The organism is Nocardioides salsibiostraticola (assembly GCF_054783655.1).
The window spans coordinates 96,930-116,066 of sequence record NZ_BAAGQD010000017.1 but is presented as its reverse complement, the minus strand read 5'-3'; the positions used below and the strand labels follow the sequence as shown (position 1 = coordinate 116,066).

Below are 19,137 nucleotides of genomic sequence, written 5' to 3'. Positions count from 1 at the left end.
GTGCCCGTCATGGACGACAGGCACCGCGGCATCGGGAAGTGCTTGCTACTTGTTGCGTCGGACGTACAGCTTGACGATCTGCGTGTCCTGGGTGGTGGTGGCGTTCCCGACGTACTTCACCCGCACGCGCTTCTTGCCGGTGGTGTAGTAGGGACGCAGTCGGACGGTGATCTTGCCGTTGGGCTTCAGCGACCGGAGGTACTTCTTACCGCCCGCGAATACCTTGACCCCACCGGCGGCGGGCTCACCTCCAGCGTCGACCTCGATCTTGATCCGCACGCGGGTCTTGCCGCGGTAGACCTTCTTGGGCTTGCGGTCCGCCGTCACCTTGCCGGCGACCACAGCAGGCTCGTGGGCCGCGAAGTCCAGCGGGATCTCCGCCTTCGTTCCGGTGGCAGCACCGGTCACGGTGAGGCCAGCGGGCTTGTCGCTGTAGTCGGGGATCGTGACGTTCACCGAAGCGGTGCCGTAGTTGTCGAACAGGTCGGTCCCGCGGGTGTTGTCGACCGGGAAGGTGCCCAACTCGGTGCCGTCGAGGGAGACGGTGACCTCGTCGTCGGTGACGTCGGTCGGACCGGTCATCGCGAGCGAGGACAGGTCCATCTTGACGGTGTCACCGGTGTCGAGCGGTGTCGTGGGCGCACCATCGGGGAAGGCGACCCCGACGGAGACCTGCGAGTAATCGACAGGTAGTGGCTCCGAGGCGAACACCTCGAGGTACTCCGTGGTGGCGACCAGGTCCGTCTTACCGGTGTCCTGAACAGCGGCCCCGTTGGCGAACTCCAGGAAGTTGTCGCCCCCTGAGGCCAGGAAGGAGTTCACGGTGACCGAGTAGTCGGCGGCCGCACGGATCGGGGTCCCATTGAGCGTCATCGACATGACCCGGTTGCCCTGCGAGGCGGTCGGGTCGTAGGTGTAGTCGAAGCCCTTGGAGATTCCCATCCGCAGGAACGGCCGGCTGGAGCCCGCGGGCTGCCACTGCTGCTCGAGGATGGTTTTGAGCTGGGACCCGGTGAGGTCCATGTTGACCAGGGTGTTGGCGAAGGGCTGGACATCTGCGCCCTGCTTGAAGGTGAGGTCGGCGGGGTAGCCGCCCTCGTTCTTGCCGCGCAGATCGGCGCGCAGTCCACCGGGGTTCATGAAGGCGATCTGGGCACCCCCGGCGCTGGGAGTGCGGGTGGCGTAACGCTGGATCTCCGCCACCAGGTTGCCCAGCGTGGACTCCCCACCGCGGTAGTCCTTGAGATCGGCCGTCCGGGAGCGGTCGAAGGCTCCGGCCAGCTCACCGATCTTGACCGAACCCTTGACCTCGGCCTCGTCGACGGCGTCCTGGACGATCTTTGCCGTGGCCGGGTCCGCCGGTGCGGCGGGACCTCCGGCGGGCAGCAGCGGAACGATCGAGGTGTCGACCGACAGCAGGTCCTGGGTCTCGGGGTCGATGGACAGCTCGAGCCGGTTCAGGTTCGTGCCGTACTGGCCGGCCGAGACGACCGGACGCTCGGTGACCGCACGCTCGGACCAGCCCTCGACCGCGAACGAGCAGTCGTAGGCCAGGTGGGTGTGCCCGGAGACGATGGCGTCGACGTTGTCGTTGAGACCGGTGACGATCTCGCCGAACTTGGAGGTCGGGTCGTCGTCCATGGCGTCGCAGTCCGTGCTGGGGGCGCCTTCGTGGACGAGCGTGACGATGACGTCGACGCCCTCGGACTTGAGCCGGTCCGCCTCCGCGTTGACCGCGGTGGGAATGTCGGTGACCTCGATCTCGGCGATCCCGTCCGGCGTCACGAGCGAAGGAAGGTCCTCGGTGACGGCACCGACGAAGCCGACCTCGACCTCCGAAGCGCCCTCACCGAAGCTCTGGACGTACGTCGGGTCGAGCGCCGAGTCCCCGGAGGCCCGCATCTTCACGTTGGCGCCGATGTAGGCCCACTCGGCCCCGCCCGTGGGGTTGGTGTCCGCGTCGAACGGCGCCATCACCCGGTTGATCAGGTCGTCGTACCCCTGGTCGAACTCGTGGTTGCCAACCGCCGACACATCCAGACCCGCCTCGTTGAGGGCGTCGATGGTCGGCTTGTCCTGAGCGACGAAGGACGCGAAGGTCGAGGCGCCGATCAGGTCGCCAGCGGCGGCGAAGATCGTGTTGGGGTTGGAGATCCGGGACTGCTTCACGTAGCCGGCCAGGATCGCGGCACCGGCCTGGCTGCCGTCCTTCTGAATGCGGCCGTGGAAGTCGTTGGTAGCCAACAGGGTCACGTTGACCGGATCGGCCGCTTGGGCGGGAGAGAGAGCGATCCCCGTCAAGGGGGTGATGACAAGACCTAGACCGAGACTTGCCACGAGGGAACGCGTACGAACCCGGGATTGGAACAGCACAGGTATGGACCTTCCGAGGGGTGGTGGGTACCCAGAAGCGGGCTGAACCGGACCCTAACCCTCCGAAGTGACCCAGCGGTACCCCTCCGGTAACACCGTTACCTAGAAGTTCACTAGATCTTGCGAATACTTCTTGCGGCGCTGATTAATGCCGCGTGGAAGACTGCTTGAGGTCAGCCCGCTGACGCCAGACGTCACGGAAGAACTCGAATCCCGACCACATCGTCATCGCGACCGCCGCGGCCAACAGGACCTGCGAGGCGTAGAACAGCGCCTCGCCCGGGAAGCCGAACAGGTCGAAGGCCCCACCGTGAGCGCCACCGTGCGGCAGCGGCAGCACCAGGAATCCGAGGGCACAGGCTTGCAGCATGGTTTTGATCTTGCCGCTCTGCGAGGCGGCGATCACCACGTGCTTGAGGATCGACAACCGCAGCAGGGTCACGCTCCACTCGCGCAGCAGCACCACGATCGTCACCCACCACCAGACATCGCCGGCGACCGACAACGCGATCAGTGCCATGCCCGTCATGGCCTTGTCGGCGATGGGGTCCGCGATCTTGCCGAAGTTCGTGACCAGCCCGCGTGCCCGGGCGATGTCCCCGTCGATCTTGTCGGTGACCATCGCGACGGTGAAGATCACGAACGCCACGATGCGCCAGGTGACCGAGTCTCCCCCGTCGACCAACAGCGCCGCGCCGAAGAAAGGCACCAGCACGATGCGCAGGGTGGTCAGCGCGTTGGGCAGGTTGAAGTTGCTGACCGGCTTGGGGTCACTCATCGGGGCTCTCCCACCACGTGAGCGATGAGGTCGACCCCGTCGGTGGCCTCGACCACGGCGGTGACGAACTGGCCCACGCGCAGGTCGGCGTCCTCGGACGCACCCACGAGCAGGGTCGTGCCGTCGACCTCGGGGCCCTGCTGAGCGGCGCGACCGATGGTCTCGCCGTCCTCGACGGACTCGATCAGCACCTCGACGGTCTCGCCGATGCGCTCCTCGGCGCGCTGCGAGGTGAGCTCCTCGACCAGGGAGGACAACTCCTGCACCCGGGCCAGGACCTCGTCCTCATCCAACTTGTCGGTGAACGCCTCCGCCTCGGTGCCGTCCTCGTCGGAGTAGCCGAACACTCCCGTGACGTCGAGTCGAGCGGCCTGGAGGAAGTCGCAGAGGACCGCGAAGTCCTCCTCGGTCTCGCCGGGGAAGCCGACGATCACGTTGGAACGGACCCCGGCGTGAGGATCGTGGGACCGCACCTGCTCGAGCAGGCCGAGGAAGCTGTCCGGGTCGCCGAAGCGACGCATCCGGCGCAGCACCGTGGGGCTGGCGTGTTGGAAAGACAGGTCGAAGTACGACGCAACCCCCGGTGTGGTCGCGATCGCCTCGACCAGGCCCGGTCGCGTCTCGGCCGGTTGGAGGTAGGAGACCCGCACGCGCCCGACACCGTCGATCGCCGCCAACTCCGGCAGCATCGTCTCCAGCAACCTCAGGTCGCCGAGGTCCTTGCCGTAGGACGTGGAGTTCTCCGAGACCAGGAAGAGTTCGCGCGCCCCCTGCTCGGCCAGCCACTGGCCCTCGTGGAGGACGTCGCTGGGACGACGACTGACGAAGGAGCCCCGGAAGCTGGGGATGGCGCAGAAGGTGCACCGGCGGTCGCAGCCGCTGGCCAACTTCAGCGGCGCCATCGGCCCGTGATCGAGGCGGCGACGGGTCGGGCTGATGGGCTCGACCGGGGCCAGGTCCGCGGCGGGCTGACGCGCGCTGGGGCTGATCGGGAGCAACTTTCGTCGGTCCGAGGGCGTGTGGGGGTGCTGCTTGTCGCCCGCCAGGATCGAACGCAACTTGGCGGCGATGTCGTCGTAGTCGTCGAAGCCGAGCACGGCGTCGGCCTCGGGGAGGGACTCGGCCAGTTCCTTGCCGTAGCGCTCGGCCATGCAGCCGACGGCCACGACGGCCTGCGGGCGGCCGGTCTCCTTGAGGTCGGCGGCCTCCAGGAGAGCGTCGACCGAGTCCTTCTTCGCCGCCTCCACGAAGCCGCAGGTGTTCACCATGACGGTGTCCGCCTCGGCGGGGTCATCGACCAGGCGGAATCCCCCGGCGGCCAGGCGTCCAGCGAGCTCTTCGGAGTCGACCTCGTTGCGCGCGCATCCCAAGGTGAGCATGGAGACGGCGAGTAGGTCGGAGTCGGGCGGCGCAGGAGTGGTCATCAGGGTGTTGAGTATGCCTGCACCGGCCGACGTACGCCGAAAGCCGACGTCACCCCGTGGGGGTGATTCATCGCACGACGTACGTCGCCTGGGCCTCCTGGCCGGTCTCCCCCATGGCGCCGCGGTCGTCACCGTCGACGCTGACGCGCAACGAACCGTCGGTGGAGCTGATCCGGATCGGGGGCGAGACCTGCACGGTGGTGGTCTGGCCGAACGCGATGGCACCGTTGAACACGATCTCGCTGCCGTTGCGGACGATGACACGGGCTCCCCCACCGGACGCGGTGAGTACGACCGGAACCTCGGGCGCCACGGACGCGCCGCTGTTCAGGCCGCCGCTCGGGTTGAGCCGAGGAGCCTCGGGTTCGATCGCAGCAGGGTTGTCGGTAATCAGGCGCGCCACCGACCAGATCAGCACCACGGTCATCACCGCGGCGATGAGCACCGACCAGTTCGGGCCGCCGCGCGTGCCGCGGATGGACCCGCTGGAACCGGTGGCCAGATCGGCCTCGAACACACGCCGCGGGTCGATGGGGGCGTGGGCGTAGAGCTCGGCGTACTGAGCGAGCAGCGGGCCGGACTCGACCCCCAGGACGCGGGCCAGGGTCTGCAGGTGGCCGCGGGCGTAGAAGTCGCCACCACAGGGAGCGAAGTCGTCGACCTCGATGGCTTCGATGACGTGGGGACGGATCCGGGTGCGCTCGGCGACCGCATCGACACTCAGGCCGATGCGCTCCCGGGCTGCGGCCAGAACTGGCCCGATCACCGGATCGGGCAGTTCCTCGACGGCGGGCAGTTCCTCGACGGCGGGCAGTGCGATCGCAGGGATCAGATCGGTCATCTCGGGCTCGGCACGCCGTAACTCGTCGTTCTCAGGCAGTCGGACCGCCGTGTCGTTCAGCGACAGGTTGAGCGCGGTCGACCCCTCGGTCGCCCGCGCAGCCACCTCGGGGCTCGAGGCGGGCTCACGATGACGCGTGATCTCGGCCCGTACGCCGGAGATCAGGCTGCGCAGCGGGGCCGGGGTCATGCTCGCGCGGATCGGTTCGGGCTCGGGCTCTGGCTCGGCTTCCACGATCTCGTCGTCGACCTCAGGCTCCGGCGACGACTCGGGTTCGGGTTGGGACACCTGCGACCAGTCGGCCGTCTCACCGTTCCAGAAGTCGTCGTACTCGTTGTCCGGTGCGGTGACGGGCTCGGATTCACGCAGTTCCAGCACCGCCGTGTCCGGTCCGCTCATCGCGGCCAGCGAGTCGGTGAACACCTCGGGTGACGTCCCTACGATCCGGGTCGCCACCGACAACCGCAGCGTGATGTCCTCCTCGACGCCGGCGTCGCGGGAGTTGATGACCACCAGTCCGTCGCGGAAGAGCCCGCGGCTGGGGTGATGCTCGACCTGCGGGATGTCCGCCCAGGCGATACCCCGCCATGTCGCGCCTCGGCGTACTCGCACGCCCTGCTCATCGGCGATCAACAAGGGCGCACGGGAGTCGGCCAGGAGTGCGGCGTAGGTGCCGGCGATCACCGTGAGCACGCCGAGAACCACCCAGTCGAGCCAGGTCGGCTCGCCGGTGATCACGCGGGTCAGGTAGGCCAGAGCCACCACGGTGGCACTCACGGCCACCCCTGCGGACAGTCCGGGTCGACGACGGATCTCCAACTGCTCGAGGCCCTCGATCGCCTCGACGCGGTCGTCCGCTTCGAGCACGGAGCCCGTCGCGGTCGTGCTCGTGCTCTCCTCAGACATGGACTTCTCAGACATGGCTGCCATCACGCTTCTCCCTGGATCACTGCGATCACTGAATCCACCTCATCGGGTTTGATCAACACATCACGAGCCTTGGAACCCTCACTGGGACCGACGATGCCGCGGCTCTCGAGGATGTCCATCAGGCGACCGGCCTTGGCGAAACCGACCCGCAGCTTGCGCTGCAGCATCGAGGTCGATCCGAACTGGGTGGAGGTCACCAGCTCGATGGCCTGGACCACCAGGTCGAGGTCGTCCCCGATGTCGTCGTCCAGGGCGCGCTTGCTCGCCGCGGGGACCGTCACGTCCTCCCGGTAGGAGGGCTGCAACTGTCCCTTGCAGTGCTGCACGACCTGGGCGATCTCGGCCTCGGTGACCCAGGCGCCCTGGATACGAGCGGGCTTGGAGGCCCCCATCGGCAGGAACAACCCATCACCCTGACCGACCAGCTTCTCGGCGCCGGGCTGGTCGAGGATGACCCGGCTGTCGGCCAGCGACGAGGTCGCGAAGGCCAGCCGGGAGGGGACGTTGGCCTTGATCAATCCGGTCACCACATCGACCGAGGGTCGTTGGGTGGCCAGGACCAAGTGGATCCCGGCGGCCCGGGCCAGCTGGGTGATCCGGACGACCGAGTCCTCGACGTCACGCGGCGAGACCATCATCAGGTCCGCCAGCTCGTCCACGATCACCAACAGATAGGGGTACGGCGTCAGCTCACGTTCGCTGCCCGCCGGCACCTCGACCTTGCCCGCGCGCACCGCCTTGTTGAAGTCGTCGATGTGGCGGAAGCCGAAGTTGGCCAGATCGTCGTAGCGCAGGTCCATCTCGCGGACCACCCACTGCAACGCCTCGGCCGCCTTCTTGGCGTTGGTGATGATCGGGGTGATCAGGTGAGGAACACCCTCGTAAGCGTTCAGTTCGACCCGCTTGGGGTCGACCATGATCATCCGGACCTCATCGGGGGTCGAGCGCATGAGCACCGAGGTGATCATCGAGTTGATGAAACTCGACTTACCGGAGCCGGTAGCACCGGCCACGAGCAGGTGCGGCATCTTCGCCAGGTTCGCGACGACGAAACCGCCCTCGACGTCCTTGCCGAGCCCGCAGACCATCGGGTGGTGATCGCCGCGGGAGGTGGGTGAGCGCAGGACGTCCCCGAGGGAGACGACCTCCTTGTCCAGGTTGGGAATCTCGATCCCGATCGCGGACTTGCCGGGGATCGGGCTGAGGATCCGCACGTCCGCCGAGGCCACCGCGTAGGCGATGTTCTTCGACAGGGCCGTGACCTTCTCGACCTTGATGCCGGGGCCGAGTTCGACTTCGTAGCGGGTCACGGTCGGGCCGCGGGTGTACCCCGTGACCTGGGCGTCGATGCCGAACTCCTCCAACACACTGGTGAGCCGGTCGACGACGGCGTCGCTCGCCTTGGACTTGGCCTTGTGCACCGAACCCGGCTTGAGAACGCCATTCTCGGGCAGGGAGTAGGTGACGTCCCCGGACAGGGACAACTGCTCGACCCGTTGCGGGATCGGCGTGTGCGGCGGCGGCTCCAAGTCCTCGGAGGTGGCTTCGACGGGTCGCTCGGCCTTGATCTTCGGCCGTTCGGCGGTCGCGGTGAGCGCGTGCTGCGAAGGAGACTCCTGCTCCTCCGACTCAGCCTCACGCTGGTCGTTGGCCGCTTCGGCCGCGTCCGACTGCTCGAGGGCGACGTCGATGGCGTCCTGCTTGGCGCGCTTACGTGTTTCTCGGGCGCTCAACACGGGACTGTCGTAGGCGGGATCACCCATGTCGGGGTCGATCTCCTCCGGTTCTGCCCCGGCCAGGTGGCCGTCCTCCGCGTAGTGGTTCGCGCCCAGGGCGCGGTCGCGCAGGTCGGCGATCTTGTCCGGGACCCGGTAGATAGGCGTCGCGGTGATCACCAGGACCCCGAACACCACGAGCAGCACCAGTAGGGGGACCACGACGTAGGGCGATCGGAGCAGGTCGATCAGCAGCGAGGACACGATGAAGCCAACCGCTCCCCCGGCCTCCCGCAGGCTCGAGGTGTCCCCAGCCACAGGCCGGGGACTCCCGTTGGCGATGTGGACGATGCCCAGCAGCCCCAGCACCAGTGCTGACCAGCCGACGATCTGGCGACCGGCCGGACCTTGGTGGACGGGATCGCGCATCACGCGCCAACCGGCGAACACGATGACCAGGGGCATCAGGAAAGCCACCTTGCCGACGCTGCCGGCGATGACGGTGCGTACGAACTCCATGACCCCGCCAGGGATCTCGAACCACACTGCGGCCCCGACGATCACCGCGGTGCCGATCAGGAAGAGCCCAGCACCGTCACGCCGCTGCTCCGGCTCCAGGTCCTGGGCGGTGTGACCGATGCCCCGCAGGGCAGCACCCAGGCCGTGCGCCACACTCAGCCAGAGCGCCGCGATCGCGCGGAACGCCGCGGCGAACACCCGAGCGACAGGTCCAGGACCGTTACGCACCGCACGCGGAGCCGGGCGCTGGGCTGCTGTCTTCTTGGCCGGAGCCTTCTTCGCAGGTGCTCTCTTGGCGGCCGCCTTCTTGGCCGGGGCGCGTTTGCCCGACGGGCCCGATGGGCTCGTCGAGGAACGGGTGGTCGGTTTCTTCTTCGTACTCCGTGTCCGCGTGCTCGAGCCGGTCCCTCCACGCCCCGACGCACCAGCGCCAGATCGTGAAGTCGTCGTGCTCTTGCTGCGCGAACCCGGCGGGGAAGACGTACGGGTCGCCATGCTCTTCAACCTAGGCCACCGTCACACCAGCCCCACGCATCACACCTTGCGTGTCGCGAACGGACCTGAATCCCCAGCTCGGACGGAACTGTCGGTAACGGAACGACATTGATCGCGCGTCGCTCTGGCGCCCCGACCGGCGCCCTCCCTAGAGTTCCCCCGACGTGGGCCAGATCACCATCACCCCCGTAGGCCCCACGCATCAGTTATCTCGGAAAGAAGGAACAAGTGAAGTTTTTCAGGGCTGGGCTCAAAACGGGCCTCAGTTTGGCGATCATGGGAGCGAGTCTCGCCGCTGTGCCGCTTGCCCAGGGTGCCCCCGCCGCGCCACCGGCGCCCAGCTCCGCTGCCGCAGACGACTCGCTGGTGAAGCAGATGCGCAGCGACGCCGACGGCGATATCGCCATCAGCCGGGAGACCTCGACCGGGGCCGTTTCCTTCATCCGGGCCAAGGGACGCACCGCGGACCTGCTTCCGAACATGGAGGGTGACGGCCGGGCGAACGCAGTAGCGAAGGCGGACGCCTACCTCGGCGACTTCGCCGCAGCCTTCGGTGCGCGGCCCTCCGAGTTGGTGCAGACCGCGGTCGACCGCAACGACCTCGGCACCACAGTGACCTACGTACAGAAGTACCAAGGTGTCGAGGTTTTCGCCTCGCGGCTGAAGGCCAACTTCACCTCCGATGGCGCCCTGACCTCGGTGAACGGCTTCGCCGTCCCCGATCTGAAGCTCTCCGTGACCCCCCGCAAGTCCGCCTCGGCCATCGAGAAGACCGCCCTGGGCTGGGTCCGCAGCGACCCGCCGACCGGCGAGGGGACTTCGAAGCCCGCAGATCTGTCCGGCATCAAGGCCGCCGCGACCACGCTCGTGGTCTACCGCACCGGTGCTCTCAAGGGTGAGGCCGGCGAGTCGATCCTCGCCTACACCGTCGAGGTCAGCAACAGAGCCAACATCCGCGAGATGCTCATCTTCGACGCCAACACCGGCAAGCTCGTCAACCGCTACTCGATGGTGGCCGATGCCCTGGATCGCGAGCTCTACGAGAACTCTCCTGCCACTACTCCGGTTTGGACCGAGGGTGACCCTCTCCCCGGTGACCTGAACGGCGACCAGCAGAACCTGGTCAACACCGCTGGCGACTCCTACTGGCTCTACTTCAACGCCTTCGGTCGGGACTCCTACGACGCCGAGGGCGCCCCGATGCTCACGGTCAACAACGACCCCCGCATCAGGTGCCCGAACGCCAACTGGAACGGCGCCACGACCAACTACTGCGACGGGGTGACCTCTGACGACGTGGTCTCCCACGAGTGGGGCCACGCCTACACCGAGTACACCTCGGGTCTGATCTACCAGTACCAGGCCGGCGCCCTGAGCGAGTCCTACTCCGATGTCTGGGGTGAGACCGTCGACCTGATCAACGGTCGCGACGACGCCGGCGAGATGTTCGACGCCAAACGACCCGACGGTGAGTGCGATCCGACCGCCGACGCCGGGTTGACCGTCGTGATCAACTCCCCGGCCGATGTGGCGGGTCCGTGCCAGGCCGTGGAAGCCGCCTTCGGCGACGGCTACTCGACGACGCCGGAAGACGCCGACGTCCAGGTCGCCACCGACGACGACGCCAGTGGCAGCACCACCGACGGCTGCGCTCCGTTCACCAACGCCGCGGACATCGCTGACAAGTACGCCTACGTCGACCGGGGCGCCTGCCCCTTCCAGACGAAGGTGACCAACGCCGAGGCGGCCGGTGCAACCGGCATCATCATCGGGAACAACGTCCCCGGTGACCTGCCGTACGCGGTCGGTGGAGACTCCTCCATCTCCGGCTTCATGGTGACCTACGAGGACGGCCTGCGCTTCAAGTCCGCGGACACCTCAAACGTGTCGATCGCCGTCGAGGACCCCACCAGCCGCACCCCCTCGACCCGCTGGCTCATCGGCGAGAAGACCACGGCCTTCGGTGGGGCGATCCGCGACATGTGGACACCGACCTGTTACGGCCATCCCGGCAAGGTGACCGACGCCGAGTACAGGTGCGACCCCACCCTGGCCGACTCCGGCGGCGTGCACAGCAACTCGGGTGTCCCCAACCACGCCTACGCCCTGACGGTCGACGGCGGGGACTACAACGGTCAGACCATGGCCGGAATCGGCCTGGACAAGGCCGCCGCGATCTGGTTCAGGGCACAGACGAACTATCTGACCCCCGGGTCCAACTTCGTCGCTGCGGCCGACGGCCTGGAGGCCTCCTGTGCCGACCTCATCGGTCAGTCCATCAACACGCTGACCACCACCCCGGACGCGACGCCGATCCTCGCCGAGCCGATCACGGCCTCGGACTGTGGCACCGTCACTGCGGCGATCACGGCCACCGAGATGCGGACGCCGCCCGCCAAGTGCGACTTCCAGCCCCTCCTCGAGGCCGGTTCGCCGGCCGTGTGTGGTGAGGGTTTCACCTCGACCGCGGTCTACTCCGAGGACTTCGAGGACGGACTCGCAGGTTGGGATGCCGACCAGAAGCTCGCTGACCTGGGCGGGTACCGGGGCGGCTTCGGCGCTCCGTGGGAGGCCACCAGTGACGCACCCGGGAACCACCGCGGGGGCGTGGCCTACGGTCCCGCCGGGGACACGGGCGACTGCTCCGGCGACGGAGAGAACGACTTCTCCAGCGCCGACTTCATCACCGGCCCGTCCTTCACGATGCCGTCCGGCACGCTCAACGCTCCTCGACTGAGTTTCGAGCACTACGTCGCCCTCGAGGGCGGCTACGACGGTGGCAACGTGCAGGTCTCGCTCAACGGTGCAGACTTCGCGCCCATCCCGGCCGACGCCTACACATTCAACGCACCCGGCGAGATCTTCACCGAGGCGGCGGGGAACACCAACCCACTGGCCGGCCAGGACGGATTCACCGGCACCGACGGAGGCGAAGTCACCGGCAGCTGGGGTGAGTCCCAGGTCGACCTCGAGGCCCTCGGCGTCGCGTCCGGCGACACGATGCAGCTCCGTCTGGCCGTCGGTCGCGACGGGTGTGGCGGCGTCGACGGTTGGTACGTCGACAACCTCACGGTGAGTGTGTGCGACGAGATCGTCACCCCTCCCCCGCCGCCGGCGACCTACGTCACCAACACCACCGCGAAGTCCCAGAAGGTCGTGAAGTTCGGCAAGGACTTCAAGGTCCGGGTCAAGGTCCGCACCAAGGGCTTCCCGCAGATCAGCCCCCGCGGGCGGGTCAAGATCTTCACCGGTGGAAGTCGGGTCGGCTTCGGCAAACTCGACACGAACGGCAAGGTGAAGATCCTCATCCGCAAGAACCTCATCCGCGGGGAGCGCATCCTCTACGTGCGGTTCCACGGCAACAAGAAGTTCCGCAACAGCCACGACGTGGTGAACTTCCGGATCTTCTGATCCAGCACTGAACCGACAGGGCCCCGCCGATTCTCCGGCGGGGCCCTGTTCGTGGTGCTGGGTCTGTTCGTGGTGCTGGGTCTGTGTTGGAGAGCTACGCCTCGACCACCACGGGGATGATCATGGGGCGGCGGCGGTGCTTACGGCTGACCCAGCGGCCCACGGTGCGGCGTACGATCTGTTGCAGGGAGTAGTGGTCGGTGGTGCCCTCGGCGATCGCCTGGTTCAGGGCCTCGGTGACCGATTCCTTGATGTCGGAGAAGTCCTCGCCCTCCAGGGCGTTGCCCCGGGCGTGGATCTCGGGACCGCCCGAGACCGTCCCGGTGACCGAATCGACGACCACGATGATCGAGATGAAACCTTCCTCACCGAGGATACGTCGGTCCTTGAGATCCGACTCGGTGACGTCGCCGACCGAGGTTCCGTCGACGAAGACGTAGCCGCAGTCGACCTTGCCGGCGATGGACGCGACCCGATCGACCAGGTCCACCACGACACCGTCCTCGGCGATCACGATGTTCTCGATGCCGGTCTGGCGCGCGAGCGCCGCGTTGGCCAGCATGTGCCGCATCTCGCCGTGGACGGGCAGCACGTTGCGAGGACGCACGATGTTGTAGCAGTAGAGCAGTTCGCCGGCGCTGGCGTGACCGCTGACGTGCACCATCGCGTTGCCCTTGTGGACCACCCGGGCCCCCAACCGGGCCAACCCGTTGATCACCCGGTAGACGGCGTTCTCGTTCCCGGGGATCAGGCTGGAGGCGAGGATGACGGTGTCTCCCTGCTCCAGGTGCACGAAACTGTGGCTGCCCTGCGCGATGCGACTCAGCGCGCTGAGCGGTTCACCCTGCGACCCGGTGGAGATCAGGACCTGACGCTCCGGTGGGAGCGCCGCCAACTCCTTGGCCTCGACCATGACGCCGCCAGGGATGGTGAGGTAGCCCAGGTCGCGGGCGATTGCCATGTTGCGCACCATCGAGCGGCCGACGAAGGCGACCTTGCGATGGTGTTTGACCGCCGCGTCGAGGACCTGCTGGACGCGGTGGATGTGGGAGGCGAAGCAGGCCACGATGATCCGCTGCTCAGACTCCTGGAAGGTCTGCTCGAGCACCGGGGCGATGTTCTTCTCTGACGTGGTGAAGCCCGGGACCTCGGCGTTGGTGGAGTCGGTGAGGAACAGATCGACCCCCTCCTCGCCCAGGCGTGCGAACGCCCGTAGGTCGGTGATCCGACCGTCGAGGGGCAGCTGGTCCATCTTGAAGTCGCCGGTGTGCAGGACCAGCCCGGCGCCGGTGCGGATCGCGATCGCCAACGCGTCGGGGATCGAGTGGTTCACTGCGATGAACTCGAGCTCGAAGGGGCCCAGTTGCAAGGTGTCGCCCTCGGCGACCTGGTGGTGCACGGTCTCGCGCAGGCGGTGCTCCCGCAACTTGCTGTCGAGAAGCGCCAGCGTCAGTTGAGAGCCGACCAACGGGATGTCGCCCCGCTCGCGCAGGAGGTACGGCGTCGCCCCGATGTGGTCCTCGTGACCGTGGGTCAACACCAGAGCCTCGACGTCGTCGAGGCGGTCCCGGATGCTGTCGAAGTCCGGAAGGATCAGGTCGACCCCCGGGTGGTGGTCCTCGGGGAAGAGCACGCCGCAGTCCACGATCAGCAACCGTCCGGCGTACTCGAAGACGGTCATGTTGCGTCCGACGTCCCCGAGACCGCCGAGGGCGGTGACGCGTAGGCCCCCCGGTTTCAGTGGTGGCGGGGTGGTCAGGTCGGGGTACGGGTGGCTCACAGTGGTCCTTCGTCCGGGTGTCAACGCACCGGATGGGTGCCTTGGTCAGTCGGTGGGTAGTAGCCCGGAGGTCGTCAGGCCGCGCCGGAGAGCGGCGACCTCGGCGTCGTCGAGGGCCACGAGAGGACCCCGGACCCGGCGGTTGTCGAGCACCCCGAGCAGTTCGAGGCCCGCCTTCGCGGTGGTGGCCCCGTAGTTCTCGACCCCCATCACCGCGTCGATGGCGGGGAGGATCCGGGTGAAGACCGCCAGGGCCTCGGCGTGATCGCCGGCGTGGAAGGCATCGCTCATCGCCTTGAGCTCGTTGCCCGCCACGTGCCCGGCGACGGACACGAAGCCCGCGGCGCCGTGGGCCAGCCACGCGAGGTTGGCGACATCGTCACCGGAGTAGACGGCGTACCCCATCTGGGTGAGGCGGACCCCGCGGGCGAAGTCCCCGACGGCGTCCTTGACCGCGACGACCTGCGGCCAGGTGATGGCCTCGGCGTACGTCGCCATGGAGATCTGGGTTCCGGTGCGACCGGGCACGTCGTAGAGCATGACGGGCAGGTCGGAGACGTCGCAGACGCTCTTGAAGTGGTGCAGGACCCCGGCCGGGCTCGGCTTGTTGTAGTACGGCGTCACCAGCAGCACTCCGTGGGCACCGAGCTTCGCGGCCTGTTCGGCCAGTTCGACCGAGTGGGCGGTGGAGTTGGTCCCGACCCCCGCCACGACCTGGGCTCGGTCGCCCACGGCCTCGAGCACGACGCGGAGGATCTCGCCGTCCTCGGCGACCGTGGTGGTCGGCGATTCACCGGTGGTGCCGGAGACCACGACCCCGTCGTGTCCATGGTCCACCAGGTAGGCGGCGATCCGGGCGGTCTGCTCGGTGTCCACGGTGCCGTCGGGGCGGAACGCCGTGGCCATGGCGGTGAGGACCCGTCCGAACGGGGCCGAGGGAGAACTCATGGTGCGCAGGCTATCGGGACAGGGCCGACATGACCTCAGCCGCCACCAACCGCAGATGGTCGAGGTCGGCCAGATCCAGGGCCTGGAGGTAGATCCGCTCGGCGCCTGCGGCGCGGTACTCCTCGATCCGGGCGAGCGCCTCGGAGGGCGTGCCGGCGATGCCGTTCTGACGCAACTCGTCCGGCTCGCGTCCGATCACCGCGGCCCGACGCCGGAACTCGGCCTCGTCGGCTCCAACGCACAGGACCAGTGCGTTGGACCAGATCATGCTGGCCGGATCGCGGTCGCGTGCCTCGCACGCTGCTGCAACCCGCGCGAACTGGGCCACGGTCGTCGCGACGTCGACGAAGGGCAGGTTGAACTCGTCGGCGTACTGCGCGGCCAGGGCCGGGGTGCGTTTCTTGCCCAGACCGCCGATGAGCACCGGAGGCGAGGCCTGCGTCGGCTTCGGCAGGGCGGGGCTGTCGATGACGCGGTAGTGCTCTCCGTCGTGGGTGAACGATTCCCCCGCCGGGGTGCGCCACAGGCCGGTGATGATCGCGAGTTGTTCCTCGAAGCGATCGAACCGTTCCCCGGTGCTCGGGAAGGGGATGCCGTACTTCGTGTGCTCGGACTCGTACCACCCGGCGCCGATCCCCAACTCGACGCGACCACCGCTCATCTGATCGACATTGGCGACCTGGATGGCCAACGGGCCGGGGTGTCGGAAGGTCGCGCTGGTCATCATCGTGCCGAGGCGGATGGTGGTCGTGTCGCGGGCCAGTCCGGCCAGGGTGGTCCAGGCGTCGCTGGGGCCCGGGAGTCCGTCGGTGCCCATTGCGAGGTAGTGGTCCGAGCGGAAGAAGGCGTCGAAGCCCAACTCCTCAGCGGTCAGGGCGACGGCGAGGAGGTCGTCGTAGGTGGCGCCCTGTTGGGGTTCGGTGAAGATGCGCAGTTCCATGGGACCCATCCAATCAGGCCGACCTACGTCCGACGGGTCCACCGGACGCGTTCGTAGCCCTCGAAGACTTCACGTTGCTGTTCCTCCCAGGCTTCTGGGTCGAGGGGTGGGTAGTGGACGTCTCCCTCGGGTGTCTGCGGCACCTCGGAGATGATCTGCTCGTCGGCCAGGTCGAGCGTGGCCCGGTAGACCGCTCCCCCGCCGGCGACCATCACGTCGCCGGGTTGCTGATCGGCCAGGGCCAGAGCCTCCTGGACCGAGTGGGCGACCAGAACGCCGTCGGCGGTCCAGGCCTCGTCGGTGGTCAGGACGATAGTCGTGCGACCCGGCAAGGGCCGGCCGATCGACTCGTACGTCGTGCGTCCCATCAGCAGGATGTGGCCCATCGTGAGGGCCTTGAACTGCGCCTGCTCCCCCGGCAACCGCCACGGGATGTCCGGGCCATTGCCGATCACCCGGTTGCGGGCCACCGCCGCGACGAGTGCCACACGCTTGCCACCGGGCGTCATACGGCGATGGGAGCCTTGATCCCAGGGTGTGGGTCGTAGCCCTCGACCGCGATGTGTTCGAGGTCGAAGTCGGCCAGGTCGGTGATGGTGGGGTCGAGCACCAGCCGGGGAAGCGGCCGGGGTTCGCGGGTGAGTTGGAGCCGCGCCTGTTCGAGGTGGTTGCTGTAGAGGTGAGCGTCACCGAGGGTGTGCACGAAGTCGCCGACCCCGAGCCCGGTCACCTGGGCGACCATGTGGGTGAGCAAGGCGTAGGAGGCGATGTTGAACGGCACGCCGAGGAACACGTCCGCGGAGCGTTGGTAGAGCTGGCAGGAGAGCTTGCCGGGCTCGCCGTCGACACCGGGAGCGACGTAGAACTGGAACATGGTGTGACACGGCGGGAGCGCCATCTGGGGGATGTCGGCGACGTTCCACGCGGAGATGATGTGGCGACGTGAGTCCGGGTCGCTGCGTAGCCGGGCGACGAGTTCGGCGAGCTGGTCGACGTGTTGCCCGTTCGGGGTCGGCCACGACCGCCACTGGTAGCCGTAGATCGGCCCGAGGTCACCGGAGTCGTCCGCCCACTCGTCCCAGATCGAGACGCCACGATCCTGCAGCCACGTCACGTTGGTGTCCCCACGCAGGAACCACAGCAGTTCGGCGAAGATCGACCGTGTGTGGACCTTCTTGGTCGTCACCAGGGGAAAGCCAGCGTTCAGGTCGAAGCGCATCTGGTGCCCGAAGACGCTCTTCGTCCCGGTGCCGGTGCGGTCACCCTTCTCTACGCCGTGGTCGAGGATGTGTCGGACCAGATCCAGGTATTGCTGCACGGGATCAACCTAGTGGTCCCCCTAGCCGCCCAGGAAGGTCGCCACTCCCGAGGTGGCGATGCGCGCCTGGACCGAGCAACGATCCGGCGACGTATCGCCGGCGGCCACCGCGAAGCGGAGGTACCTCTCAGAGAGGTTGCAGGTGAACAGGTCGAGGCGCTCCGCTCCCCCCTCGTCGGTGGCGGGACCGCCGCCCGGGCCCACCTCGGCGAGCAGATAGGTGATCGTGTCGCGGGGACCGAGCTCGACGTCGATGGGGACGTACTGCGAGGAATCGAGTCCGTTGTCGATCTCGGTGCCACTGGGCAGCTCGTAGATGTGCACCCGGCCGTAGGCGGTCTCGTCGGAGTAGGTCCTGGTGGCGAGGTAGCCCCCGTCATCGGCCAGCTCGGCGCCGGTTCCGGCGATCTCGAAGGAGCGGTTCAACAGGGCGTGCTCGACCTCCAGTCGTCTCTCTCCGATCCGGTAGACCCGGGTCGGTCCGGCGGCGGCGACCAGGCGGCGGGGATCGAGCTCGATGTCGTCGGCACGCGGGGCTTCGGCGTACTCCTCGCGGCCCAGGGCGATCCTCACGCTCTTGTCGGGTTGGTTGAAGTAGACGGCGCGGGCATCGACGGCCACCGGAACCGAGGCGGGGTCGACGAACATCCGCAGGAGATCAATTCGTCGGGTGGTGTCCCGCACAACCAGGGTGAACGGTCGCTCGTCCACCGGGTCCGGGTTCGGCTCCACCTCGACCCAGGCGACCAGCCCGTCGGCGTCGGAGACCACGAAGGATGCCGCTTCGGCCAGACGCGACAGGTCCGCGAGATCGGTCCGCACCCCGGCGTCATCGATCTGGACCAGGGCACCCGAGTAGGTCAGCACCACGCCACCGTTCCCGAGTTGGGCGACCCTCCGAACGGTGGGGATGCGCATGATCGACTGGTCCAGGTGCAGCGCCCCCTCGGAGTACCAGGGAACCGGCGCGGGGTTGTCGGCCGCGGCCACCTCCACGAGGGTTCGCGAGACCTCGGCCTGCGCAGGCTCGGGGTCGGTGGCCACGGGCCGGGTGGGATCCTCGCCGGGGTCACCGAGGAGAGCCGAGGTTCCCAGGAGCGCGATCAGCACCGCCCCGACCGCCACGAAGATGCTCACCCTTCGCCGCGCTGCCCGCCTGTGGTGCGCGCGGGTCTCGGCGATCGCCGCGGCGTCCAGGGGCGGTACGACGAGCAGTTCCGCGACGCGGCGGATCTCGTCGGCACTCGGTTGGAGCTCAAGACCGTCGGTCTCCTCGGGACCGACCAGCGCGCCCCAGAGAACCGTGGCCCGGTCCGAGACGATCAGGCCACCCAAGCGCGCTTCCAACGCGCGTCGGGACTCGGGCTGATCGAGCGAGGATGCGGGCCCCCCGCTGACCCAGAAGGCATCGGCCAGCCGACGCTCCTCGAGCAGGGCCCGCCGGGTCGCGCGGTCGGGATCGATCGGGTCCCGGCCTGCCCACGCCGCTTGGGTGCGAGCCAGCGCAGCCCGGGCGACCTCAGGGGCCAGGTGATCGGGGGTGCCCAGCAGGGCCGCGACCCGGACCAGCGCGGACCAGCGTGCCGACGCGTAGGCGTCGAAGGCGGTCTCGGATGCGGCATCGCCCGCTTCGCGCATCGCTGGCTCTTTCCGCAGATGACTGGT

General features: G+C 67.9%; 12 protein-coding genes. 1 reads left to right on the top strand and 11 read right to left on the bottom strand.

Features of this window, described 5'->3' with window-relative positions; genetic code table 11:
- Nucleotides 1–45: 45 nt before the first annotated feature.
- The 5 genes from ACYVLV_RS11140 to ACYVLV_RS11120 all read right to left on the bottom strand — a co-directional run bounded on the left by ACYVLV_RS11140 (nt 46) and on the right by ACYVLV_RS11120 (nt 9,075).
- A complete protein-coding gene (locus ACYVLV_RS11140; RefSeq protein ID WP_460809953.1) occupies nt 46–2,301 on the bottom strand; it encodes a bifunctional metallophosphatase/5'-nucleotidase in 2,256 nt (751 codons plus the stop codon).
- A gap of 217 nt (nt 2,302–2,518) precedes the next feature.
- Nucleotides 2,519–3,151: a CDP-diacylglycerol--glycerol-3-phosphate 3-phosphatidyltransferase gene (pgsA, locus tag ACYVLV_RS11135; RefSeq protein ID WP_460809952.1), complete on the bottom strand. Its 633-nt coding sequence runs from the start codon at nt 3,149–3,151 to the stop codon at nt 2,519–2,521.
- Nucleotides 3,148–4,575 carry a 30S ribosomal protein S12 methylthiotransferase RimO gene (gene rimO / locus ACYVLV_RS11130; protein ID WP_460809950.1) on the bottom strand — a complete coding sequence of 476 codons (1,428 nt, stop codon included), beginning with the start codon at nt 4,573–4,575 and terminating at the stop codon, nt 3,148–3,150. The genes pgsA and rimO overlap by 4 nt, the downstream gene beginning before the upstream one ends.
- Nucleotides 4,576–4,642: 67 nt before the next feature.
- Entirely contained in the window at nt 4,643–6,346 is a 1,704-nt protein-coding gene (locus tag ACYVLV_RS11125) for a helix-turn-helix domain-containing protein (protein WP_460809948.1), read from the bottom strand.
- Nucleotides 6,346–9,075: an FtsK/SpoIIIE family DNA translocase gene (locus ACYVLV_RS11120; RefSeq protein ID WP_460809945.1), complete on the bottom strand. Its 2,730-nt coding sequence runs from the start codon at nt 9,073–9,075 to the stop codon at nt 6,346–6,348. The genes ACYVLV_RS11125 and ACYVLV_RS11120 overlap by 1 nt, the downstream gene beginning before the upstream one ends.
- Before the next feature lie 276 nt (nt 9,076–9,351).
- On the opposite strand from ACYVLV_RS11120, the gene ACYVLV_RS11115 reads away from it, so the two are divergent.
- Complete coding sequence (locus ACYVLV_RS11115) at nt 9,352–12,486, top strand: M4 family metallopeptidase (protein ID WP_460809944.1); 3,135 nt, start codon at nt 9,352–9,354, stop codon at nt 12,484–12,486.
- A 94-nt stretch (nt 12,487–12,580) separates the two neighbouring features.
- On the opposite strand, the gene ACYVLV_RS11110 is transcribed toward ACYVLV_RS11115, so the two are convergent.
- The 6 genes from ACYVLV_RS11110 to ACYVLV_RS11085 are packed head-to-tail and all read right to left on the bottom strand — an operon-like array spanning nt 12,581 to nt 19,110.
- Complete coding sequence (locus tag ACYVLV_RS11110) at nt 12,581–14,266, bottom strand: ribonuclease J (RefSeq protein ID WP_460809943.1); 1,686 nt, start codon at nt 14,264–14,266, stop codon at nt 12,581–12,583.
- 45 nt (nt 14,267–14,311) lie between these two features.
- Nucleotides 14,312–15,214 (bottom strand): 4-hydroxy-tetrahydrodipicolinate synthase, encoded by a 903-nt coding sequence (gene dapA, locus ACYVLV_RS11105; protein ID WP_460809942.1) that lies wholly within the window; start codon nt 15,212–15,214, stop codon nt 14,312–14,314.
- 10 nt (nt 15,215–15,224) lie between these two features.
- Entirely contained in the window at nt 15,225–16,154 is a 930-nt protein-coding gene (locus tag ACYVLV_RS11100) for an LLM class F420-dependent oxidoreductase (protein WP_460809940.1), read from the bottom strand.
- 23 nt (nt 16,155–16,177) lie between these two features.
- Nucleotides 16,178–16,663: a dihydrofolate reductase gene (locus ACYVLV_RS11095; protein ID WP_460809939.1), complete on the bottom strand. Its 486-nt coding sequence runs from the start codon at nt 16,661–16,663 to the stop codon at nt 16,178–16,180.
- The gene (locus ACYVLV_RS11090) at nt 16,660–17,472 is read right to left on the bottom strand and encodes a thymidylate synthase (protein ID WP_460809938.1); all 813 of its coding nucleotides are present in this window, start codon (nt 17,470–17,472) and stop codon (nt 16,660–16,662) included. Before ACYVLV_RS11090 ends, ACYVLV_RS11095 begins: the two co-directional genes overlap by 4 nt.
- Before the next feature lie 21 nt (nt 17,473–17,493).
- The gene (locus ACYVLV_RS11085; protein ID WP_460809937.1) at nt 17,494–19,110 is read right to left on the bottom strand and encodes a hypothetical protein; all 1,617 of its coding nucleotides are present in this window, start codon (nt 19,108–19,110) and stop codon (nt 17,494–17,496) included.
- Nucleotides 19,111–19,137 lie beyond the last annotated feature (27 nt).